20 protein-coding genes are annotated in these 21,856 nt (G+C 64.2%); 8 read left to right on the top strand and 12 right to left on the bottom strand.

Annotated features, from left to right (window positions below; translation table 11 throughout):
* The first annotated feature begins 6 nt into the window (after nt 1-6).
* From ACYVIT_RS25630 to ACYVIT_RS25660, 7 genes are all read left to right on the top strand, one after another.
* The gene (locus ACYVIT_RS25630) at nt 7-771 is read left to right on the top strand and encodes a DsbA family protein (protein WP_009459652.1); all 765 of its coding nucleotides are present in this window, start codon (nt 7-9) and stop codon (nt 769-771) included.
* 175 nt (nt 772-946) lie between these two features.
* Nucleotides 947-1,441 carry a RadC family protein gene (radC, locus tag ACYVIT_RS25635; RefSeq protein ID WP_009459650.1) on the top strand — a complete coding sequence of 165 codons (495 nt, stop codon included), beginning with the start codon at nt 947-949 and terminating at the stop codon, nt 1,439-1,441.
* A 161-nt stretch (nt 1,442-1,602) separates the two neighbouring features.
* Nucleotides 1,603-2,049 carry a TIGR03757 family integrating conjugative element protein gene (locus ACYVIT_RS25640; protein ID WP_009459649.1) on the top strand — a complete coding sequence of 149 codons (447 nt, stop codon included), beginning with the start codon at nt 1,603-1,605 and terminating at the stop codon, nt 2,047-2,049.
* Nucleotides 2,046-2,993, top strand: a complete 948-nt coding sequence (locus ACYVIT_RS25645; protein ID WP_019726343.1) for a TIGR03756 family integrating conjugative element protein — start codon at nt 2,046-2,048, stop codon at nt 2,991-2,993. Before ACYVIT_RS25640 ends, ACYVIT_RS25645 begins: the two co-directional genes overlap by 4 nt.
* Before the next feature lie 9 nt (nt 2,994-3,002).
* A complete protein-coding gene (locus ACYVIT_RS25650; protein ID WP_009459646.1) occupies nt 3,003-4,397 on the top strand; it encodes an integrating conjugative element protein in 1,395 nt (464 codons plus the stop codon).
* Nucleotides 4,394-4,750 carry a hypothetical protein gene (locus ACYVIT_RS25655; protein WP_009459645.1) on the top strand — a complete coding sequence of 119 codons (357 nt, stop codon included), beginning with the start codon at nt 4,394-4,396 and terminating at the stop codon, nt 4,748-4,750. Before ACYVIT_RS25650 ends, ACYVIT_RS25655 begins: the two co-directional genes overlap by 4 nt.
* A 15-nt stretch (nt 4,751-4,765) precedes the next feature.
* Nucleotides 4,766-6,286, top strand: a complete 1,521-nt coding sequence (locus ACYVIT_RS25660) for a conjugal transfer protein TraG N-terminal domain-containing protein (RefSeq protein ID WP_019726345.1) — start codon at nt 4,766-4,768, stop codon at nt 6,284-6,286.
* Nucleotides 6,287-6,297: 11 nt separating this feature from the next.
* On the opposite strand, the gene ACYVIT_RS25665 is transcribed toward ACYVIT_RS25660, so the two are convergent.
* The 3 genes from ACYVIT_RS25665 to ACYVIT_RS25675 form a co-directional block, all read right to left on the bottom strand.
* Nucleotides 6,298-6,663 carry a DUF3742 family protein gene (locus ACYVIT_RS25665; protein ID WP_009459638.1) on the bottom strand — a complete coding sequence of 122 codons (366 nt, stop codon included), beginning with the start codon at nt 6,661-6,663 and terminating at the stop codon, nt 6,298-6,300.
* A gap of 84 nt (nt 6,664-6,747) precedes the next feature.
* Entirely contained in the window at nt 6,748-7,380 is a 633-nt protein-coding gene (locus tag ACYVIT_RS25670) for an RES family NAD+ phosphorylase (protein ID WP_009459636.1), read from the bottom strand.
* A gap of 12 nt (nt 7,381-7,392) precedes the next feature.
* A complete protein-coding gene (locus ACYVIT_RS25675; RefSeq protein ID WP_009459635.1) occupies nt 7,393-8,019 on the bottom strand; it encodes a hypothetical protein in 627 nt (208 codons plus the stop codon).
* A 317-nt stretch (nt 8,020-8,336) separates the two neighbouring features.
* Between ACYVIT_RS25675 and mobH the strand changes: the two genes are divergently transcribed.
* Nucleotides 8,337-10,175 (top strand): MobH family relaxase, encoded by a 1,839-nt coding sequence (mobH, locus tag ACYVIT_RS25680; RefSeq protein WP_019726349.1) that lies wholly within the window; start codon nt 8,337-8,339, stop codon nt 10,173-10,175.
* An 80-nt stretch (nt 10,176-10,255) separates the two neighbouring features.
* Here the strand turns inward: mobH and ACYVIT_RS25685 are convergent, their stop codons facing one another.
* The 9 genes from ACYVIT_RS25685 to frmR all read right to left on the bottom strand — a co-directional run bounded on the left by ACYVIT_RS25685 (nt 10,256) and on the right by frmR (nt 21,842).
* A complete protein-coding gene (locus ACYVIT_RS25685; RefSeq protein WP_019726350.1) occupies nt 10,256-12,907 on the bottom strand; it encodes an excinuclease ABC subunit UvrA in 2,652 nt (883 codons plus the stop codon).
* Nucleotides 12,908-12,932: 25 nt separating this feature from the next.
* A complete protein-coding gene (gene nhaA, locus ACYVIT_RS25690) occupies nt 12,933-14,798 on the bottom strand; it encodes a Na+/H+ antiporter NhaA (RefSeq protein ID WP_019726351.1) in 1,866 nt (621 codons plus the stop codon).
* A gap of 60 nt (nt 14,799-14,858) precedes the next feature.
* Complete coding sequence (locus ACYVIT_RS25695; RefSeq protein WP_009459628.1) at nt 14,859-16,172, bottom strand: replication-associated recombination protein A; 1,314 nt, start codon at nt 16,170-16,172, stop codon at nt 14,859-14,861.
* Nucleotides 16,173-16,223: 51 nt separating this feature from the next.
* A complete protein-coding gene (locus tag ACYVIT_RS25700; RefSeq protein WP_019726352.1) occupies nt 16,224-17,531 on the bottom strand; it encodes an NAD(P)/FAD-dependent oxidoreductase in 1,308 nt (435 codons plus the stop codon).
* Between the two features lie 18 nt (nt 17,532-17,549).
* On the bottom strand, nt 17,550-18,380 hold the full coding sequence (fghA, locus tag ACYVIT_RS25705; protein WP_007182551.1) for an S-formylglutathione hydrolase: 831 nt from the start codon (nt 18,378-18,380) through the stop codon (nt 17,550-17,552).
* A 58-nt stretch (nt 18,381-18,438) separates the two neighbouring features.
* The gene (locus tag ACYVIT_RS25710; RefSeq protein WP_019726353.1) at nt 18,439-19,773 is read right to left on the bottom strand and encodes a DUF3422 family protein; all 1,335 of its coding nucleotides are present in this window, start codon (nt 19,771-19,773) and stop codon (nt 18,439-18,441) included.
* 182 nt (nt 19,774-19,955) lie between these two features.
* Nucleotides 19,956-20,354 (bottom strand): VOC family protein, encoded by a 399-nt coding sequence (locus ACYVIT_RS25715; RefSeq protein WP_009459624.1) that lies wholly within the window; start codon nt 20,352-20,354, stop codon nt 19,956-19,958.
* A gap of 43 nt (nt 20,355-20,397) precedes the next feature.
* Nucleotides 20,398-21,507, bottom strand: a complete 1,110-nt coding sequence (locus ACYVIT_RS25720; RefSeq protein ID WP_011871467.1) for an S-(hydroxymethyl)glutathione dehydrogenase/class III alcohol dehydrogenase — start codon at nt 21,505-21,507, stop codon at nt 20,398-20,400.
* A gap of 59 nt (nt 21,508-21,566) precedes the next feature.
* The gene (gene frmR, locus ACYVIT_RS25725) at nt 21,567-21,842 is read right to left on the bottom strand and encodes a formaldehyde-responsive transcriptional repressor FrmR (protein WP_007182548.1); all 276 of its coding nucleotides are present in this window, start codon (nt 21,840-21,842) and stop codon (nt 21,567-21,569) included.
* Nucleotides 21,843-21,856: the final 14 nt, after the last annotated feature.

Raw genomic sequence — 21,856 nt, forward strand, 5'->3', positions numbered from 1 at the left:
AACGCCATGGAACAGAAACGTCCTTCCATTCCGATGCAGGTCCAGGCGTTCCGCCGCCGCAACGGGCGGCCCCGCTGGCCCTGGGCATTGGTTGCTGTGCTGGTCGCGCTGCTGCTGATCTGGCTTGTGCCGAGGTCGCCCGGCGAATCCCCGCCGCAGCCGCCCACGCCGGTCAGCATGGCACCGGTGGCCGGGCCGCCCTGGCTAATGGGCAACCCCAAAGGCCGTTTCACGCTGACGCTCTATGCCGACCTGGAGTGCCCGTTCTGCCGGGAATATTTTCCGCAGCTCAAACGGTGGGTGGGCACCAACGCCGACGTGGCGCTGCAATGGCACCACCAGCCGCTAGCCGCGCACGAGCCGGCCGCGTCGGCCGAGGCACGTCTGGCCGAATGCGCAGCCGAAGCTGGCGGGCATGCCGCGTTCTGGCAGGCGGTCGAATGGGTCTATGCCCACACGCGCAGCGACGGCCTGGGCTTGCCGGATGGCTTGCGCTACCCCGAATCGACGCCAGCCATCGAGCAGTGCATGTCAAGCGAAAGGTCCAGTGCCGCTATCCGCGCCCAGGCCGCGGAAGCCACCAAGAGCGGCGTTACCGCCACACCGTCACTGCGTCTGCTTGATCGCGAGACGGGCCAGGCCATCCTGCTGCAGGGACCAATCGAGGGCGACGCCTTGTTGTCTGCCATGGACATGCTGACGGCTGACGGTCCGACCGGCACACCCACATCCGAAATGCCTGCCGACGTCGTCGGCGACATGCCCAGGTAGCCCCGGTCTTCAAGGCTACGGCGCAGTCCGCTGCGCTGACCGCAACCCGTTCGCCTCGCATCCTGGTCGCGAACGATCGCCGCTGCCGCGGTGATGGATGCACCTTGTTCGTTCCCTAGGAGGGCTGGCCCTCCTAGGGCGCGCGCCCTCCGATCTCACCGTCTGGAGGTTCGCCATGTCTTTTGTCGTCAACGACTCCTGCCCGGAGTCGCTTTCCGTCACCGCTGCCCAACACGAGGACTGGATCATCCAGCAAGCCATCGTGCTGCTGGAGAGGCGGGTTTTCAAAGCTGGACCGTGCCTCAGCCGACCGGCCGCTGTGCGGGACTATCTGCGCGTGAAACTGGTCGCTGAACCCAACGAGATATTCGCCGCTGTGTTCCTGGACAGCATGCACCAGGTGCTGGCCTACGAGCCATTGTTCAGGGGCACGATCAACTCGACTTCTGTTTATCCACGTGTCGTCGTACAGCGTGTGCTGGAGTTGAACGCCGCCGCGGTGGTCTTCGCGCACCAGCACCCCTCGGGCATCTCCGAGCCGTCGAGCGCGGATCGTGTGCTGACCCAGCAACTGCAGGCCGCGCTGGCGCTCATCGATGTACGGGTACTGGATCACATCATCGTAGGCCAAGGTTCCCCGTTCTCCTTTGCGGAGTCAGGCCTGCTGTAACGGTCGCATTGCTTCATTGATCCCCGCGGAGGCTTCGGCCTCCGTTTTTTTATGGCGCGGGACAAGCAGGTATGCGGGCAGCCCGCGATGCGCATTGTTTGTTGGGGTGGCATCGGGTTCGCGTTTGACTATGGCCCTGATCAACTTTCGGGGCACGCGACATGCCGGCATCCTTTTCCACGTTCGCGTCGGGCTGGCGAACCCTTGGTCTCGTCGTGGCGCTGCCGGCGTCCCTGGCCGTGTTCAGCCCCGTCGCCTTCGCAGCCGACGTACTGGTCGTCACCGACAGCCACCACCCGGTCAAGACCATGGGCGGCGAGCGGCTGATCGAGCTGGACGAAGCCCGCCGGATTGAAGCGGAGCTTTCTGCGGAACTGCCCGCCGCCCCCGAACAGGCGGCGGCCACCGTCAAGCGTCGGCTGAGCCAAGGCGGCGCCGACCTACAGCGCCGCATCGCTTCCGCATACCAGGGCGTCACCGACGCATGGAGCCTGGGCATCACCAGCATCCCGGCTGTCGTGGTGGATCAGCGCTACGTGGTCTATGGCGAGCCGGATGTGGCCCGCGCTGTCGCGCGCATCGAGCAGCGTCGGAGGACCCAGCCATGACGCGACCATTCGACCTGATGCGCCGCATGCGGGCCGGCGTGGCTTCCTTGCTGCTGCTCAGCGCCACGGGTAGCTACGCCTTGAACACCACCGCCATCGTTGCCTCGGTGGCCTCGCCCGATTGCTTGGAGTACCGGGTGGTAGGTATCTGCTACTGGCTCTACTGCACCTGGGGAGGATGCACGGTGCGCACCTCTGTCAAGGTGCGCCACTACATCCCCGATGCGGTCGTCTCCAGCTACAGCAACACGGGCGAGAACCCGTGGGTCGAAGTCCGGGCGATGAGTACGGCCAATCCGTCCGCCCAAGCGGGGGGCGATGGAACGACGAACGAGGATCACGAAAACAATCTTGCGAAATTCAAGAACGCCGACGTGATCGGCCATCCCGGCGTCGAGGTGTTCAACCAGTTTGTTTCGTCCTCGGGCTACTTCTGCGAGGGCGCAGGAACGGCATTCATGCCGTATCTGCTCAGCACCTTGGACACGCTTGCCTGGCGCTACAACGTGCCCGAGATGGCCTACCCGGAGGCATTGATTCCCGGCATGCGCGAGGTCGGCGCACGCACCACGATGAACCTTTGGGGCAACGTGTATCCCCGCGGCGGCTTCCTGCACCAGACCGACGACCACAAATCGGGGGCCGTGGTGGCCCAGCGTGCGGGAGATATCGTCACTCGCCGGGGGCAGTTGCACGTGTACCAGCCGCTGCTTGCCAACGCCCGCGATGGCTACTGGCCCGCCGGCGCGCTGATGGAGGGTGATGCCTCGACTGGCAAGTGGCAGGAACTCACGCCCGTCCTGTCCTCGTCTTGCACGGTTTTCCCACGCACCGGCTTCCTGACCCAGGCCCAGCAAGGCGACTACGCCTGGGCACTGTGGCGGCCGTATGCCTGCTGCGAACGCCGTGGACAGGTGTTCCTTGGAAGCGTTGATTTCCTTTGAGGTGCCGCGATGAAGCGTTTCGACTCTATGCAGTTCTCCCCTCCGGCTCGTGGCAAGAGGATCTGTTTGGCGCTCACCGGCGCGTTGGTTCTGGCAAGCGGCGTGGCCTGGGGCCAACTGGGCTACCAGACCAGCGGCAACGTCATCGGCGATGACGTCATGTACTCCATCGGCGGCGGCAGCGCCGTTTCGATGGGTCGCGCAGCCGGCATGCGCTCGCTCGGCGTGGGTGTCGGCTGGAACAGCAATCTGATCTGCGGTGACATGAGCATCCAGACCACGTTGAAAAATCAGCTCAACGGCGTGACCAATGGCTTTCAGCAGATCATGTCCTCGGTGATCCAGAGTGCTACGAGTGCTGTGGCCTCCCTGCCGGCGTTGATCATCCAACGGGCTGATCCGGGCCTCTACAACCTGCTCACCAACGGCGTTCTGCAAGCGCGGCTGGATTTCGACCGCTCGAAGCTGACGTGCCGCGCCATGGCCGAAAAGATGGCCGAAACGGCCGGCGGCCAGCTCGGCTGGAGCCAGATGGCAGAGGGGTTGGCACTGCGCGATGCTGTTTCGAGCACGGATGCCGTCTCGGCCGTCGAGCAAGCCGAGACGCGCCGTGGCAACGACGGCGTGCCTTGGGTCGGGGGAAGCAATGCCGGCGGCTCCGGTCAGCCCGCGATCAAGGTGGTCGGCGACGTCACCCGCGCGGGCTACAACCTGGTCAATGGCCGCGGTGTGACCGACACATCGGCAATCGCACCGGCAAGTTGCGCGAGCCTGTCGTGCCAGACCTGGACCACGCCGCAAGCGGCCGTCGAGTGGGCGACGCGGGTGCTCGGCGAGAAGGAGCAGCGCACCTGCGACGCCTGCACCAAGACGGAGACGGTGCCCGGCGTCGGGCTGACGCCGCTGATCCAGGATGAGTACGATGCCAAGCTGCAGGCGCTCCAGGACCTGGTCTCCAAGGCGAAGAACACGACGCCCGAAAACCTGCGCGAGGCCGGCAGCGCGTCGCTGCCCATCACACGCGGAGTGATCGAGGCACTGCGCGACGAGCCGGACCAGCACCTGCTGTCGCAGCGCCTGGCGTCCGAGGTTGCGCTGGCGTCGGTGCTGGAGAAAGCGCTACTGCTGCAACGCACGCTGCTGACCGGCAAGAAAGAGCCCAACGTGGCGGCCAACCAGCTCGCCGTGGAAGCTGTGAACCACGAGAGCGACACGCTCGATCGCGAGATCCGCAACCTCAAGACCGAGCTGGAGCTGCGCCGGGAGCTGGCAAACAATTCGCCCATGGCGATCATCCAGCGCCACGGCACGCGCGCGGCGGGCTCGCGTGGGATCTACGAAGGCGATCCGGTGCCTGACCGCCTCGATCAGTTGCAGAAGGGCAATCCGGGAGGCCGGCCATGAGCCCGATGCGTGCGGCCTGGCTGCGCCCGCGCTGGCTGTTCAGCCGGCGCGCAGCAAAGGCGCTGCTGTGGACGGTGGTACTCGCGGCCGTCGCCGTGTGCGCCAACATCGTTGGCATCTACCTCGTCGGAAGCGTCGCAGGCTGGGAGCGTTGGCTGGCGGCAGCAGCGGGCTACTTCCTGGTCTGGCGGCTGTGCCTGTACGGCGCGACGGCCTACGGCTGGGTCTGGATGCGTCGCCGACTGCTGGCGCGCGAGGACGACGCGCAAGCGCGGCGCCGCCTGGTGCGCAGCGAGATCGCCGGCGTCGTTGCCATCGTGGCGCTTGAAGCCAGCCTGTTGATGCAGGGCTGAGGGGAGATCCGAGCCATGACGCTTTTCGCGACCGACTACCTGGAGTACTACCTGACCCTGGTTTCCTGGATCGTCAACAACGGCATCTGGGCGGTACTGGTATCCAGCGGGGTATTCGCACTGCCCTTCGTGGCGATCATCGTGCAGGAATGGCTCAAGGCCCGTGGGGAGGGTGCAGACGAAGGCAATAAGGGCGTGCTCTCGGCCGCACGCATTGAGAACCGGGTGTTCGTCGCCATCGTGGTCGTGATGTTCGCCGGCATCCCCTTCATCGACGTGGACCTCAACACCATTCAGTACGACAGCTCGCGCTCGGCTCAATGCCAGGTCAGCGTGCCGCAGCCCACGGATACCGGCTGGTCCCAGTCCTTCAGCACCATCAACAACCAGAGTGCCAAGGTGCCGGTCTGGTGGGCATTCATGCACGCGCTCTCGCGCGCCGTCACCAGTGCCTCGGTGGCAGCGATCCCGTGCGGAACAGACCTGCGACAGATGCGCATGGAGATCGACGCTACCCGCATCAACGACCCGGTGCTGGCTCAGGAAGTGGCCGATTTCACACACGACTGCTACGGGCCAGCACGCGCTAAATTGTTCATGGCGCGACCGGAGCTGGACGAAGCTCAAATGAACGACGTGACATGGATCGGTTCGAGGTTTTTCACGGACACCGGCGGCTACTACGACAGCTACCGCTCCAGCACGGCGCGCGAGTCATGGCCCTATGACGACACTCGCGACGCAGGGCTTGCGCAGGTGGCCAGTGGCGGCGGCTACCCGACTTGCAGGCAGTGGTGGGCCGATGGCAGCAACGGCCTGCGAGCACGGCTGCTGAGCCAGGTGGACCCCAGCCTGTTGAATCGCTTGGCGGGCTGGGCCGGGTTCCTCAGCCGTACCGAGGTGGACGATTCGGTGGTCCGTACCATCGCGTCACCGCGACAGCAGAAGCTCAACCAGGGTTCGGTCTATACCGACTACGGCGGCCAGATCGACAAGACCCTGCCGAACATCGTGACGCGGGCCACGGGGGACGTAGGAATGGCGGTCGGGGCACTTGCCGCATTCCCTGCCATGGACGTGGTGCGCCAGGCGCTGCCCATGGTGCTTGCCTTGCTCAAGATGGCGCTGGTCATCTGCATCCCGCTCGTGCTGGTCGTCGGCACCTATGACCTGAAGACGGTCGTCACCGTCAGCGTCGTGCAGTTCGCGCTGTTCTTCACCGATTTCTGGTTCCAACTCGCTCGCTGGATCGACAGCACCATCCTCGATGCGCTCTATGGGTGGGGCTTCGGCTGGAACCGGCCGCACACTAACTTCGATCCGCTGGTGGGGTTGAACAATGCCTTTGGCGACCTGCTCCTGATGTTCGTCATGGGCACGATGTTCCTGGTCTTGCCGGGTTTTTGGCTTGCGAGCCTTACTTGGGTTGGGATTCGGGCTGGACACGTCATCCAAGGGCTTTCGGATGGCAGCAAGAGTGCCGGCCAAGCAGGCGGTAAGGGCGCTGGGGCCCTTACCGGAGGTAAGCTGAAGTAGCGCGGCGCCGGTCAGTCGTCGGTGTACAACTCGTGCGACGTATCGTTGTACAGGTTGGGATCGTAGCCCGGCGTCTTGCGCAGTTCGGTGAGGTCGGTGAAAGGCCACTCGTCTTCATCCGAGGTATTGGCAGCAGCAGCCCATCCCGCCACCACGACTCCCAACAACACGAGTGCGAACCAGAAGGCGACGTAGAGCAGCGCGCCCAGCACAGCCAGCTTGACCGCCCACAGCAGCACTGTGGCACCAACCGAAGGCACCCCTTTGACCATCAACCAATTCGATACCCGCCGTTCGCCACGCGCATAGGCACGCCATACACGGCCAAATGCGCGGCCGATACGTTCTGCGGTGCTGGTACGAGTTGTGGTGTTCATGGTCGTCTCCTGCTACTGAGGGATGTCTATTCCAGGGTGCTCCACTTCATTCCGTTTCAGGCTTCAATGTGTTTTCTCGCTGCTTCAGGACGCTTCGTCATCCGGTTCCACCGGGCCCGGGTCGGGTTCCACGCCGATGCGGTAGGTGGCAACGAAACGCGGCCAATCCACATGGTCAACCAGATCGATGTCCTCGATGACGCTGACCTTCGCTCCCGCACGCTCGAACAGGGCGATGCTCTTGGCGGGATAGTTGTTGCGCGACGGATAGAGCACTCCGTCGAACAGAGGTTGGCCGTCGTCGCCGACCATCGCATGCACCTGAGCGGACACCTGCTGCGTGTGCGTGTAGTCGCGGCTGGCCAACTGCTCCAGGTTCAGGCCAAAGTAGCCCGCCATGACGCTCGGTGCCGTGAGATCGGCCAGAAGCACGTCGGCCACCACCCCTACAGCGCGCACCATCCTGCCCTGGACTTCTTTCAATGCGATCGAGCGCTTCGCGTCATCAAGCCACTGATGCTTGTGAAACACCGACTCCATCAACGCCGTGGGCAGGTCGCGCCCCAGGTAGAGCACGCCGTAGGCTCGGGCCGGGTCGTCGTAGCGATTGGTGCTGCTGCGACCATAGTACAGCGGGCTGCCCCGATAGACGACGCGGCTCACATGCTGGAGCAGTTCACCGGCATCGATCAGAAAAGAAGGCAGCTCGTGGTTCATGGCAGTCTCGCTTCAATGCACCTGAACGCCCAGCACGTTAAACACGGCCTCGGCCACGGCGTCGATCGTGCCATGCGTCACCGCATCCACCGGCGAGCGACCGCCCAAGCCTTCGAGCGGTTCGGACAGTGCGCGGTAGATCGTCCAGTGATCGATACCCTCGACCTCCTGAAGCACGGTTTGGGTCAACTGCTGCTTTACCGGGTCGAGCTGCCAGTCGGGCAGCTTCTGACCGCGCGGCCCCACGTTCAGCGCCAGCAGCCGACGCGCGAGGATGTCCTTGTAGATCTGCTGGCGCGACTTGTCCGCCAGCTTGGCGAACTCCGCGGGCGGCAGGTTGTGCGGCTGGTTGAAGGTTTCCAGTAGCACCGCACGGCCTCGCTGGACGTCGGTTTCATTCGGTGCCCAGCGCGTGTCGGCGCGCAGCGCGGCCGCCTTGCGTGCAAGGGCCTGCCCAACGGTCTCCCCCTGCAAGTTGGCGGGCAGTGTTACCGCTTCCACGCGCTCGTGGACGAACGCCTGCAACTCGGCCGCGAAAGCCGTGGCATCCCGGATTTCGACGGTATCCGCGAAGCGGCGTACATCTTCCACCGTGACGCGCGGCAGACGGTCGGCAATGAATTCAATGGCAGTGGGCATGGTCATCTCCCAAGTAGGTTTGAGACAGGTTTCACTCTAGTCGCCTTTGTCGCGTTTGTCAACTTTGACGCCTAGAAAGCAACCTACCCGGCGGAAGCAGCGCCTTCGCAGCATAGACCGAGGCCAGCGCCTGGTCGCCGTCCAATGCATTCGAGCGGGTTCCACATTGACGGTGGAGCCGCGATCCAGGCCCCGCTATACCGAAACGGTTAAAGGCCAAAGGGTCGAAATGGCAAGGGAATGGGGTGCAAGGGGAAAGGCCCTACCTCGAAAAGGCCAAAAGGCCTCCCGGTCGGCCCGTCATTAGGACACCTCACATGCTCTCCCTGTTCCAGCGAAAACGGCCCCCGGTCGCTGCCGCACCGACGCCATCACCCGTCACCGACCTCCCGAAAGGGCTGCTGCGTCCTGAGTCGGCCGCATCGCTGCTGGCCACCCCACGCCGGCAGAAGCTGCTGGAGCACATCTGGCAGCGCACGTCGCTCTCACACCGGCAATTCGTCACCCTGTACCGCACGCCCCTGGAACGCTACGCCGAACTGGTCCAAGCCTTTCCGGCCTCCGAAGCGCATCACCATGCCTATCCGGGCGGCATGCTCGACCACGGCCTGGAGATCGTGGCCTACAGCCTGAAACTGCGGCAGTCCCATCTGCTGCCCATCGGTGCCAGTCCCGAAGACCAGGCGGCGCAGTCCGAAGCCTGGACCGCCGCCGTCGCCTATGCTGCGCTGCTCCACGATATTGGCAAGATCGCCGTCGATCTACACGTCGAACTGGCCGACGGCAGTACTTGGCATCCGTGGCATGGCCCGCTGCACCAGGCGTACCGATTTCGCTACCGTGACGACCGCGAATACCGCCTGCACAGCGCCGCAACAGGCTTGCTCTATCGCCAACTGCTCGACCGCCACGTCCTGGACTGGCTCAGCGACTATCCGGCTCTCTGGGCACCGCTGCTCTATGTGCTGGCCGGTCAGTACGAACATGCCGGTGTACTGGGGGAACTCGTCGTGCAAGCAGACCGGGCGTCGGTGGCCCAGGAGCTGGGCGGCGATCCGGCGCGCGCCATGGCCGCGCCTAAGCACGCACTGCAACGCAAGCTGCTGGACGGGTTGCGCTACCTGCTCAAGGAACAGTTGAAGCTGAACCAGCCGGAAGCCTCCGATGGCTGGCTCACCGAGGATGGTTTGTGGCTGGTGAGCAAGACGGTCTCGGACAAACTGCGCGCACACCTCCTGTCTCAGGGGATCGATGGCATTCCTGCGAACAACACCGCCGTGTTCAACGTGCTGCAGGACCACGGCATGCTCCAGCCCACCTCGGACGGCAAAGCGGTCTGGCGCGCGACCGTCACCAGCACGACCGGCTGGTCCCATTCGTTCACCCTGTTGCGTCTCGCTCCCGCGCTGATCTGGGAGTCTGGCGAGCGACCAGCACCTTTCGCAGGCACGGTAGAGATCGACGCGACGCCCGCAGAAAACGACGCCAGCATGTCGGCTCCCGTGCCAACCGTCTCGGTGAACCCAGCGCAGGGAGGTCAAGAGCCTCCAATTTGGGAGGACGACAGCACCACCATCGTTTCACCGCCCGCGGCCCAGCCCGTGCCCGACGTCATGGAGGACTTGCTCGCGATGGTGGGCTTAGGTGAGTCGGCCGGCGTTGGACAGGATGCCGAAGAGTTCCTCCACCCTCCCGCGCCAGCAACAGCCGCGACGTCCATTCCATCACCTGTACCCGCGCCTACGCCTGGGTCATCGGCAACGAAGCCATCCACGGAACAGTTCATGGTTTGGCTGAAGCAGGGAATCACCTCACGACGGCTCATCATCAACGACGCGAAGGCGCTCGTGCATACGGTGAATGACACGGCCTACCTGGTCAGCCCGGGTGTGTTCCAACGCTATGCGCAGGAGCATCCCGAAGTGGCCGCGCTCGCCAAGCAGGAGAATCAACAGGATTGGCAGTGGGTGCAGAAGCGCTTCGAGAAGCTGCAGCTACATCGCAAGCACCCCAATGGCCTGAACATTTGGACCTGTGAAGTCACGGGCCCGAGGAAGTCCCGCCGACTGCATGGCTACCTCCTTGAAGATGGGTCCTTGGCATTCCCCGAAATACCGCCCAACAATCCCTATCTTGCTCTGACTCAGGAAGGATGACGCGATTCGGGCATTGATCGCCACCGTCGTTTGGCGACGATCAATACCCCGCGAAAGCTGGCAACATTTGGCGAACTGAGCTACTCGGCCCGCGCCAACTCCTGCGCAAGGAACGGAGCGGTTCGGCTGCCAGACGTTCGGGCCACCTGCTGAGGGGAGCCCGCCACCACGATGCTGCCGCCGGCAGCGCCTGCACCAGGCCCCACGTCGATCACCCAATCGGCCTGAGCCACCGCGCGCATATCGTGCTCGATCATCACCACGGTGTTGCCGGCATCGACCAGGCGCTGCAACTGCACCAGCAGCCGGTCGGCATCGGACGCATGCAGCCCGGTGGTTGGCTCGTCGAGCACGTACAGGCTTCGGCCGCGCTGGCTGCGCTGAAGCTCGGTCGCCAGCTTGATGCGCTGCGCCTCGCCACCGGAAAGTTCCGTGGCCGGTTGCCCCAGGCGCAGATAGCCCAATCCGATATCGCGCAGCAATTGCAGGGGCCGGGCCACGGCGTCTTCACCCGCAAAGAATTCGCTGGCTTCGTCCACGGTCATCTGCAGCACCTCGGCGATGTTGCGCCCGTTCCATTGCACCTTCAGCGTGGCCTCGTTGTAGCGTGCGCCATGGCACGTCGGACACGGGGCGTACACGCTGGGCATGAACAGCAACTCCACACTGACGAAGCCCTCGCCCTCGCAGGTCTCGCAACGCCCCTTAGCCACGTTGAACGAGAAGCGCCCGGCGTCATAGCGGCGGCGTCGCGCATCGGGCGTGGCGGCGAACAGCTTGCGCACGTGGTCGAACAGGCCGGTGTAGGTGGCCAGGTTGGACCGGGGCGTGCGCCCGATCGGCTTCTGGTCCACCTGCACCAGGCGCTGTATGGCGTCCACGTCGCCCGCCAGATGACCGCCAGTCGCTTCGATCACTGCCGGCCCTTCGCTGGTGGCGCTTTCGGCCGCGTCGTCCTCGGGCTCGTGGCCCAGGTGCAGTAGCACCAGCTCCGGCAGCGCCTGCGCGACGAGGCTGGACTTGCCCGAGCCGGAGATGCCGGTGACGGCCGTCAGCACGCCCAGCGGAATGCGTGCGTCCACGCCATGCAGGTTGTGACGATGGATGCCCTGCAGCTCCAGCCAGCCGGTCGCTTCGCGTGCCCGGCTTCCCGGCGCGGCGATTTCGTCGAACAGATAGCGGGCGGTGCGCGATTCGGCAATCTTGCGCAGGCCGTCCGGCTCGCCGCTGTAGAGCACGCGGCCGCCACGCTCCCCGGCATCCGGCCCCACATCCACCAGCCATTGCGCGCGGCGCATCAGGTCCAGGTCGTGCTCGACCACGAACACCGAGTTGCCCGCGTCACGCAGCCGGTCGAGCGCGTCGTACAGCGCCTGGCTGTCGGAGGGGTGCAACCCCGCCGAGGGCTCGTCGAGCACGTACACAACACCGAACAGCAGGGAACTCAATTGCGTGGCCAGCCGCAGGCGCTGCAACTCGCCGGCCGAAAGCGTCGGCGTGGCCCGGTCCAGCGTCAGGTAACCCAGGCCCAGCCCACGCAGTTGACGCAGGCGCGCCATCACACCGCCGGCCAGGCGCTGCGCGGCGAGGCGCTTTTCTTCCGACAGCGCGGAGGTGCGGCGCACGTCGGGCGATACCGCATGGACGGCACGGCCGGAGGCCGCGCGTTCGGCACGGTCGCGTCGGGTCGCTTCCTTGTCCGTAGCCGCCCCCGCTGCATGGGCGCGGAAATCGCCCTGGGCAATGGGTTCGAGCAAGGCCGCCAACTGGTCCAGCGGCATCTGCATGAACGCGCCGATGTCCACGCCGGCGAAGGTGACCGACAGCGCCTCGGGCTTGAGCCGCTTGCCGTGGCAGGTGGGGCACGGCTTGCCCTCCATGAACCGGGACACGCGCTTTCTCATCAGTGCGCTTTGGGTATTGGCAAAGGTGTGCAGCACATACCGCCGGGCGCCGGTGAAGGTGCCCATGTAGCTCGGCTCCATCTTGCGCTTGAGCGCCGTGCGGGTCTCGGCGGGCGTGAAGCCGGCGTACACCGGCACTGTCGGTGTTTCCTCGGTGAACAGAATCCAGTCGCGGTCCTTCTTCGGCAGGTCCTTCCACGGTCGGTCAACGTCGTAGCCCATGCTGACCAGGATGTCGCGCAGGTTCTGGCCTTGCCAGGCGGGGGGCCAGGAGGCGATCGCCCGCTCGCGGATGCTCAGGGAGGGATCGGGCACCATGATGGCCTCGGTCACCTCGTACACATGGCCCAGGCCGTGGCAGGTCGGGCACGCTCCCTGCGGCGTGTTGGGCGAAAAATCCTCGGCGTACAGCATCGGCTGGTTGGCTGGGTAGGCGCCGGCGCGCGAATACATCATCCGCACCAGGCTGGACAGGGTGGTCACACTGCCCACGGAGGAACGCGCGTTGCTGGAGCCCCGCTGCTGTTGCAACGCCACCGCCGGCGGCAGGCCGTCGATCGCATCGACGTCCGGCACGCCGGCCTGGTCGATCAGGCGCCGCGCATAGGGGGCCACCGACTCGAAGTAGCGCCGCTGCGCCTCGGCGTAGATGGTGCCGAAGGCCAGCGAGGACTTGCCGGAGCCGGAAACGCCGGAGAACACCACCAGCGCGTTACGCGGGATGGAAACGTCCACCTCTTTGAGGTTGTTCTCGCGCGCGCCGCGCACTTCCACCATGCCGCTGGCCGCAGCGGTACAAGAGGATTCACCGAAAGAATTGTTTGGCATGTTCTTATCCTGTAGTTCGTCCCGCTCAGGACGGGACTTCCTGAGTTCGGGGGCCGCGGCGACTGGCTTCGAGCGCCGCGGTGACAGTGCGGGCGTCGTAGCTGCCGCGCAGACGACGACCCTCGACGAAGAACGTCGGCGTGGCGTGCGCACCGCTGGCGACGGCACTGGCGAGGTCGCGCTCGACACGCTCGATCACCGCGGTGCTGTCGAGATCCGCGATGAACCGTTCGACGTCGAGCCCAAGCTCGGCGGCGTAGCCGATCAGATGCTCGCGCTCCAGCGCATGCTGACGGGTGAACACGAAGTCCAGCCACGGCCAGAACATCCCCTGGTTCGCCGCTGCCTCGGACGCCCGCGCGGCAATCGGCCCGTGCGGGTGGTGCGGCAGATGGCGCACCACATACCGCAGGTCGTCCCCGAAGTGGGCGCGCAGATCGTCCCACGAACCGGTGGCGTGCGCACAGTACGCGCACTCGAAGTCCACGTACTCGACGAGTGTGAGCTGGGCGTCCTCCGGCCCGCGGATGTGATCGATCTCCGGATCGACCGGTGGCTCAAGCACCATCGGCAGGTCAGCGGTCTTCTCACCCCACCGCTGGGCGGCGACCTTGAAGATCAGCCACCCGAGCAACGTGGCGAACACCATCGACACGAGCACGCCGACCGTCGCCTGGCGGCCCAAGTCGGAGGTCGTGCCGAACGCGAGCCCGATGATCAGCAGCGACACGGTGAACCCGATCCCGGACAGTGCCGCACCACCGAACACGCTGCCCACCCCGACGCCCTCGGGCAGCCGGCCCAGGCCGAGACGGACGGCGATGAGAGTGATGAGCCCGATGCCCAGGAGCTTGCCGAGCACGAGCCCTGCGATGACGCCCCACGTGACTGGCGAGCCGAAGGCCTCGGCGAGCAGCCCGCCACGCACGTCCACTCCGGCGTTCGCCAAGGCGAACACCGGCACGATCAGCAGCGCCGTCGGCAGCCGCAGGAACTCGTGCAATCGCTCGTTCACCGAGATACCCCGGGACAGCCCGCAGTCCACCGCGCGGGCCGATGCGGCACTCGGAGACTGCCAGAAGTCGCGGAACAGTTGTTTTGCCGCGACGACCTTGTGACGTTGCGTCGCGTAGGCGGGGATCAGCAGCCCCGCGGCCATCCCGGCGAGAGAGGCATGGATGCCGGAGTACACGGTTGCGAGCCACAGCACGATCACGATCAGCACATACGGCATTGCCCGCCACTGGCGGGTGCGCCCTAGCCGCCACAACGCAACGAGACTGGCGAGGGCGATCAACAACGGGACGATCCGAATCTCATCGCTATAGACGATGCCGATGATGGACACGGCGAGGAAGTCATCGACCACGGTCAGGGTGAGCAGGAACACGCGCAACTGACCGGATAGCCGCGGGCCGACGATCGCCAGGGTGCCCAGCATGAATGCCGTATCGGTGCCGACCACCGCCCCCCACCCGTGCAGGCCCTCACTTCCGGCCAGCCCCACGATCAGGACATACACCAGCGCGGGAAGCACGACACCCGCGACCCCCGCGATCAGAGCGAGACGGGCACGGCTGCGATCCCGGAGCGATCCGTGGGCGAACTCCTGACGCACCTCCAGGCCGATCAGGAAGAAGAAGACCACCATCAGGCCGTCGTTGACCCAGTGATGCAGGTCCATGTGCAGGCCCAGCGGCCCGAAGTCAAACCCGACGTCCAGGTGCCACAACTCGAAATAGGCATCGGATAGCGGCGAGTTCGCCCACGCCAGCGCCACGACCGTGACGATCACCAGCAGCACCGCAGCACCAGACTCCGTGCGCAGATAGCGGGCAACGCGTCCCCGGCTGATCTTCGCCGAGGATGCACCGAAAGAAGTGGCTGACATGTTCTTATCCTGTTCCTGTAGTTCGTGAAGTCGCGATGAGCCGGTTTCGGAGACGACCAGTCAGGCGTCCGCCTCTGGCAGCGTCCCATCATCCAGCGAGCGCAGCCAAGTAAGCCTTTCTCCCAGCCTGCGCTCAACACCTCTGTCCGTTGGCTGATACCAGCCCGGCCGCGCCACGCCCTCGGGAAAGTAGCTTTGCCCAGCGGCATAGCCGTTGGGCTCGTCATGGGCGTAGCGGTAGCCTTCGTGATACCCCATCTGCTGCATCAGCTTCGTCGGCGCATTGCGAAGATGGAGAGGCACAGGCAGGGAGCCGTTGTTCTTGACGAAGGCCTTCGCCTTGTTCCAGGCGGCATAGGCAGCGTTCGACTTGGGGGCGGCAGCAAGGTAGGTCGCCGCGTGGGCAATCGGTATTTCGCCTTCGGGGGAACCCAGCCTCTCATAAGCCAGCGCGGCATTGAGCGCCAGTTGCAGCGCCTGCGGGTCGGCATTGCCGATGTCTTCGCTGGCCACCACGATCATGCGGCGCGTCACCTGGCTGACGTCGCCGCTGCCGTCGAGGATGCGGGCCAGCCAGTACAGGGCCGCGTCGGGGTCGGAGCCCCGCAGCGACTTGTGGAAGGCGGAGAGCTGCCAGTAGAACTCGTCGCCGCCCTTGTCGAACCTGCGCAGTGATGGGCTGGTGGACAGTTTGGCAAACTCGCCATCGACCACGGCCTTGCCCGCGCCCGACGCAGCATTCGTCACCTGCTCAAGCAGATTGAGGAAGCGCCTGCCATCGCCATCGGCAAAGCCCTTGAGCAGATCCAGCGCGTCCGCGTCCAACGTGACGCCCTGGAGATGCGGCAGTGCGCGTTCGTAGAGCTGGTTCAGTTCGTCGCCGGACAGCGGTTCGAGGGTATAGACCTGCGCGCGCGAGAGCAGCGCGGAATTGACCGCCAGCCCCGGATGCTCGGTCGTCCCCCCCACCAGGGTCAGGAGCCCCGACTCGACATGGGGCAGTAGGGCATCCTGCTGCGCCTTGTTGAAGCGATGGATCTCATCGACGAAAAGCACCGTCGATCGACCATGGTTGTCCAGTTCTGCCTGGGCCTCGTCGATGGCTTGCCGGATGTCCTTCACCCCGGCAAGCACGGCCGAGATGGCGATGAATCGGCTGTCGGTCGCACTGGCGGCCAGGCGCCCCAGGGTGGTCTTGCCCACGCCTGGCGGCCCCCAGAGGATGAACGAGTGCAACTTGCCCGCCTCGAACGCGAGACGAAGCGGCTTGCCGGGGCCGAGCAAGTGCCGTTGCCCGACGAATTCATCCAGCGTCTTGGGCCGCAGGAGTTCGGCCAAGGGAGGCTTGGGCTTTGTCGTGAATAGATCGGTCAAGTTCCTCTCCCTGGCATTTCTGATAGTTGACGTTCCGATAACGTTGGCACCTCAATCCAGGGAGCCGGATTTGTCCAACGCCGCGGGCTCTTTGTCGCTAATCGCATGCATGATGATGCGAGAGCCGCGGTAGCCGATGCTGTGGTTCCATACCCAGCTCAAAGCGACGCTGAGACGATTTCGCGTACCGATCAGAAAGTAGATGTGCGCCAGCTTCCAGATCCACCACGCAAAGGCACCACGCAGCTTCACCCGCCCCATGTCAATCACCGCCAGGCTGCGGCCGATGGTGGCCAGGTTCCCCTGATGCCGGTATTTGAAAGGTCCGTCAGCGGGCTTGCCCTTCAAACGCCGTCCAATGAGGTTGGCGACGTACTTCCCTTGCTGTTTGGCGGCCGGGGCGATGCCCGGCACGGGCTTCCCATCGGCCATGGTGCACGAGGCTGTATCGCCGATGGCGAAGACCTCCGGCCGACCGGCCACCGTCAGGTCAGGGCCAACGACCACCCGACCCGCACGATCAGACGCAGCGCCCAGCCAGCGAGCCGCGGGAGACGCCTGGACTCCGGCGGCCCAGACGATGGTCTTGGCCGAAAGGGGCTTGCCACCGTACACCACGCCATCGGCCGAGCATTCGGTGACCGGCGTACCCAGCACGACCTCGACGCCGAGCTTTTCGAGCGCCTGGCGCGTATAGGCCGAAAGATCCTCTGGAAAGACGGACAACAGACGCGGGCCAGCCTCGATCAGTACAACCCGCGACGTGCTCGGGTCGATCGAGCGAAAGTCACGCGCCAGCGTGTCTCGTGCAAGCTCGGCGATGGTTCCGGCCAATTCAACCCCGGTGGGACCACCACCGATGATGACGAACGTCTGCAGCGCGGCACGCTGCTGAGGATCGCTCGTGCGCTCAGCCTCCTCGAAAGCCGCGAGGATTCGGCCCCGAATGGTCGTGGCATCTTCCAGCGTCTTCAACCCCGGCGCGAAAGCCCCCCATTCGTCGTGTCCGAAGTAGGCATGGGTAGCGCCTGTCGCGAGCACGAGCGTGTCGTAGGTTTGCCGCAATCCATTGTTGAGAATGACCTGACGCGCGTCCTGGTCGATACCTTCCACTTCCGCCATCAAGGTGTTCACTTCCGGGCGATTTCGGAAGAGATAGCGAATAGGCCAGGCGATCTCGGATGTCGAAAGTGACGCCCCTGCAACCTGGTAAAGCAAGGGTTGGAACAGGTGATGATTGCGCCGATCGATGATCGTCACATCGACCTCGGCACCAGCAAGCTGGTTGGCAACCTCGATCCCGCCGAAGCCCGCTCCGATAATGACGACGTGATGTCGGTTTTTGGAGGTCTTTGTCATGACCTGATCTCCTCTCTCTCAGCGTTTCAGCGCCGATGCGTGGTGTGCCATATGCTCGCCAATGAAACTGGCAATGAAGTAGTAGCTGTGGTCGTAGCCTGGGCGCAGATTCAACGTGAGCGGGTGCCCCGTCTCGTCGCAGGCCTTGCGCAGCAGGTCGGGCTGAAGCTGGCTCTCCAGGAACTCGTCGCCCAAGCCCTGGTCCACCAGCAACGGCAAACGCTCCTGCACGGTGCGAATCAGCTCCACGGTGTCGTACTGTTTCCACACCTCCCGATCGCTGCCCAGGTACGCCTCGAAGGCCTTGTGCCCCCAGGGAACCTGGGTGGGGGCGACGATGGGCGAGAAGGCCGAGACGCTTCGATAACGGCCCGGGTTGCGCAGGGCGATGACCAGAGCACCGTGTCCTCCCATGGAATGGCCGCTGATGCTCCGCTCCGCTGTCACGGGAAAGTGGGCCTCGATCAGCGCCGGCAGTTCCTGCACGACGTAGTCGTACATCCGATGATTCGCAGCCCAGGGTTCCTGTGTGGCATTGACGTAGAACCCCGCGCCCTGTCCGAGGTCATAGGCAGGATCGTCGGCAACGCCTTCGCCGCGAGCGCTGCTATCGGGCGCGACGACGGCAATGCCATGTTCGGCCGCGTAGCGCTGGACGGCGGACTTGGTGATGAAGTTCTGCTCGGTGCAGGTCAGGCCCGAAAGCCAGTACAGCACCGGCACTTTGCCGTGCTGCGCCTGCGGAGGCAGATAGACGCCGACCTTCATCGTGCAACCGAGCGTCGTCGATTCATGCTGATAAACGTCCTGCCAACCATCAAAGCTGGCGTGATGTTCGATGCGTTCCATGTAGTTCTCCTATGTTCAAAGGAACGGCGCAGCTCTCGCGCGCCAAGACGGCAGCTCGTCAGGAAGATTTCTCTTCCGCCACCGTGTCGCCGTGGGCATGCCTGATCCTGCGCACGATCCACCAGATCGTCAGCATCACCGCAGGCACCAGAACCGCCATCACCGGCGCCACGCTGTCGTGAACCATCGGAATGCCCTTGAGCAAGTAGCCGAGAAGACTCACGACGTAATAAGAAATTGCCGCGACCGACAGGCCTTCGACGGTCTGCTGAAGGCGCAATTGCATCTTGGCCCGGTTGTTCATCGACGCCAGCAGATCGCGGTTCTGGCGTTCAAGCTCAACGTCGATCCAGGAACGCAGCAACGCGATGGCCCGGGTCAGCTTGTCTGAGAGCTTGGCCTGGCGCTCCTTTACGGATTGGCATGTCCGCATGGCTGGAGCGATGCGGCGCTGCAGGAAATCCGCCCAGGTGCAGTACCCGGATACGGCCTCTTCCGAAAGCGCTGCCAGCCTTTCCTCGACGATCTCGTAGTAGGCACGGCTGGCACCGAAGCGATAGAGATTCGCCGCAACTCCAGCTTCCAGCTCGGCAGCCAGGCCGGTCAATTCGGACAGCAGCACGTCGCTGTCGCGCCGTTCCACCAAGCTCGTACACATCTCGTCGGTGATCGCCGCAAGGCGCGACTCCATGCGTCGCAGCTCCGACGTCATCGATCGTGTCAACGGCAGGGACAGCAACGCCAAGGTACGGTAGGTCTCGATCTCCAGCAGACGTTGAGCCAGCGCACCCGCCCGCGCCGGGGTCAAATCGCGGGCCAGGACGAGGATCTGCGTCAGGCCATCCTCATCCTGTCGGAAGTCGGTCAGAATGGCGGCAGAGCCGTTCTCCACCAGCGAGTAGCACAGGCTGGCAGGATCGAAGCGATCGGCCTCCTTCTCCGTTTCCGGCGTCCACGGAAGAAGTCTCAAACGGATGCCGGATACGACCGGGCCGGGAGGCACAAATCCATGCCTGAACGGGTTTTCGCCGCACGGCTCTCCCGTCTCGGAATCCAGCGAAGCGCACCAGAGATACGTCGAGAACTCGGTGTGCTTTTCACAGTGCAGGTCTCCTTCGTCCCATGTCACGCCGTGAAGCGGCGTAGCATGGTCGGGTTCGGCAACGCCGAAGCGATGAGACAACTCGCTCATCGCCATCTGATCCTTGGCCTGGTCGCCTTCGGTCATGAAAGCGAGCTGCAATATGCCGCGCGGGGCCTGAATCAACAGATGCGGGCGCGCATGCACTTCACCCACGGCGGCAGCACGATCGGTGTAGGCCGGCATGCCGTACACGGTGGCGGTCGGGGTGGGTTGTACGGTCGTCGTATTTATGTTGGCCGGCTCTTTCATAACGACCTCATTTCTTCTTGGTTGAAAAACACGCTTCAAAGCAAATGCCCGCAGCCATGCGTTTCGCACATGGCTGCGGGCCGATCTTCATGAGCAGACACCGCTCTACACGGTCCGTCTAATAGGCTCGCCGTGTAGAGGCTTGTGCTGGCCCTTTCAGAACGCCCTCAGCTTCCTAGCTTTCAGACGAAGGTGTACGAGCAGACCTTGTTGCCCGCCGGATCACGCAGGTAGGCCGCATAGGCACCCGGCAGGTGGCCACGCGGGCCAGGCTGGCCCTCGTCGGTGCCGCCTGCGGCAAGGCCGGCGGCGTGGAAGGCATCCACTTCGGCGGGAGTGGCGGCCGCAAAGCCGACCGTCACGCCGTTGCTCGAAGGCGCTTCACCATTGCCCGGACGGGCGATGATGAAAGCCGGCTTTTCGCGACCGAAAAGCACCCATCCGTTGCCGAAAGGACCGAGGTTCTTGATGCCGAGAGCACCCAGGGCGGCGTCGTAGAACGCGGCCGACTTCTGGACGTCGGCGGCGCCGATGAAGACGTGCGAGAAGATGCCGTCGCCGGAAATGACAGGAGTGGACATGGTTAGTTTCCTTGATGGTTGGTGTTGAATGGATAGTGGGTGATCAGTAGTGGATCACCGTGCGAATCGACTTGCCTTCATGCATCAGGTCGAAGGCGTGGTTGATCTCGTCGAGACCCATGGTGTGGGTGACGAACGGGGCGAGATCGATCTCGCCTTTCATTGCGTCTTCCACCATGCCCGGAAGTTGGGTACGCCCCTTGACCCCGCCGAAAGCAGAGCCCTTCCAAGTCCGGCCGGTGACCAACTGGAACGGACGGGTCGAGATTTCCTTGCCGGCACCGGCGACACCGATGACGATCGACTGGCCCCAGCCACGATGGGCAGCTTCCAGAGCCGAACGCATCACGTTGACGTTGCCGATGCACTCGAAGGTGTGATCGACACCCCAGCCGGTCATCTCGATGAGAACCTCGTGAATCGGCTTGTCGAAGTCCTTCGGATTGAGGCATTCGGTCGCGCCGAAGGTACGAGCCAGCTCGAACTTCGCCGGATTGGTATCGATGGCGATGATGCGGCCCGCTTTGGCCTGGCGTGCACCCTGAATCGCGGCGAGACCGATGCCGCCGAGGCCGAAGATGGCCACCGAGTCGCCCGGCTGCACTTTGGCCGTGTTGTGCACGGCGCCGATGCCGGTGGTCACGCCGCAGCCCAGCAGGCAGACGTGCTCGGGATTGGCGTCCGGGTTGATCTTGGCCAGCGAGACTTCGGCGACGACCGTGTATTCGCTGAAGGTCGAGCAGCCCATGTAGTGGTAAAGCGGCTGACCGTTGTACGAGAAGCGAGTCGTACCATCGGGCATCAGCCCCTTACCCTGGGTTGCACGAACCGCGACACACAGGTTGGTCTTGCCGGACTTGCAGAACAGGCACTCGCCGCACTCGGCGGTATAGAGGGGAATGACGTGATCGCCAGGCTTCACGCTGGTCACACCTTCACCCACCTCCACGACGATACCCGCACCTTCATGACCCAGCACGACCGGGAAGAGACCTTCGGGGTCGTCGCCCGACAGGGTGAAGGCGTCGGTATGGCAAACGCCGGTGTTCGTGATCTTGATGAGCACCTCGCCCTTGCGCGGCGGCTCGACGTCGATCTCGACGATTTCCAGCGGCTTTCCTGGCCCGAAGGCAACTGCTGCACGTGATTTCATGATGTCGCTTCCTTTACTAGCTAACTAAATTTGCCCTCACCGAGGGCACCCTGGTGCCTCTACCGCAGATAGGAGCGGACGATAGAGATGGTCTCGTCAATGGACTTGTTCTGCGAATCGCTCCTGATTTCGCTACTGGGAAACTCTTCCCGCAGATAGCTCTCCAGAACCGTTGCCATCAATCCGTTGACTGCCCCACGAACGGCCGCAAGCTGCTGAAGAATTGCAGGACATTCCGCACCTGCATCAAGCGCTTGCTCAAGAGTCGCTACCTGACCTTTGATGCGCCTGATGCGCGTCAGTGCTTGCTTCTTTTCTTCCGGGCTGTGTGGCATCGAACACCTCTCTA

The organism is Bordetella muralis (assembly GCF_054781015.1).

Coding starts and splice junctions, on each gene's coding strand:
- ACYVIT_RS25660 (WP_019726345.1), top strand. CDS start 4,766: ATGACGCTTTTCGCGACCGACTACCTGGAGTACTACCTGACCCTGGTT.
- ACYVIT_RS25670 (WP_009459636.1), bottom strand. CDS start 7,380: ATGAACCACGAGCTGCCTTCTTTTCTGATCGATGCCGGTGAACTGCTC.
- ACYVIT_RS25715 (WP_009459624.1), bottom strand. CDS start 20,354: ATGTCCACTCCTGTCATTTCCGGCGACGGCATCTTCTCGCACGTCTTC.
- ACYVIT_RS25700 (WP_019726352.1), bottom strand. CDS start 17,531: ATGACAAAGACCTCCAAAAACCGACATCACGTCGTCATTATCGGAGCG.
- ACYVIT_RS25655 (WP_009459645.1), top strand. CDS start 4,394: ATGAGCCCGATGCGTGCGGCCTGGCTGCGCCCGCGCTGGCTGTTCAGC.
- ACYVIT_RS25685 (WP_019726350.1), bottom strand. CDS start 12,907: ATGCCAAACAATTCTTTCGGTGAATCCTCTTGTACCGCTGCGGCCAGC.
- ACYVIT_RS25710 (WP_019726353.1), bottom strand. CDS start 19,773: ATGAAAGAGCCGGCCAACATAAATACGACGACCGTACAACCCACCCCG.
- mobH (WP_019726349.1), top strand. CDS start 8,337: ATGCTCTCCCTGTTCCAGCGAAAACGGCCCCCGGTCGCTGCCGCACCG.
- ACYVIT_RS25675 (WP_009459635.1), bottom strand. CDS start 8,019: ATGCCCACTGCCATTGAATTCATTGCCGACCGTCTGCCGCGCGTCACG.
- ACYVIT_RS25720 (WP_011871467.1), bottom strand. CDS start 21,507: ATGAAATCACGTGCAGCAGTTGCCTTCGGGCCAGGAAAGCCGCTGGAA.
- frmR (WP_007182548.1), bottom strand. CDS start 21,842: ATGCCACACAGCCCGGAAGAAAAGAAGCAAGCACTGACGCGCATCAGG.
- nhaA (WP_019726351.1), bottom strand. CDS start 14,798: ATGTCAGCCACTTCTTTCGGTGCATCCTCGGCGAAGATCAGCCGGGGA.
- ACYVIT_RS25640 (WP_009459649.1), top strand. CDS start 1,603: ATGCCGGCATCCTTTTCCACGTTCGCGTCGGGCTGGCGAACCCTTGGT.
- radC (WP_009459650.1), top strand. CDS start 947: ATGTCTTTTGTCGTCAACGACTCCTGCCCGGAGTCGCTTTCCGTCACC.
- ACYVIT_RS25650 (WP_009459646.1), top strand. CDS start 3,003: ATGAAGCGTTTCGACTCTATGCAGTTCTCCCCTCCGGCTCGTGGCAAG.
- ACYVIT_RS25665 (WP_009459638.1), bottom strand. CDS start 6,663: ATGAACACCACAACTCGTACCAGCACCGCAGAACGTATCGGCCGCGCA.
- fghA (WP_007182551.1), bottom strand. CDS start 18,380: ATGGAACGCATCGAACATCACGCCAGCTTTGATGGTTGGCAGGACGTT.
- ACYVIT_RS25645 (WP_019726343.1), top strand. CDS start 2,046: ATGACGCGACCATTCGACCTGATGCGCCGCATGCGGGCCGGCGTGGCT.
- ACYVIT_RS25630 (WP_009459652.1), top strand. CDS start 7: ATGGAACAGAAACGTCCTTCCATTCCGATGCAGGTCCAGGCGTTCCGC.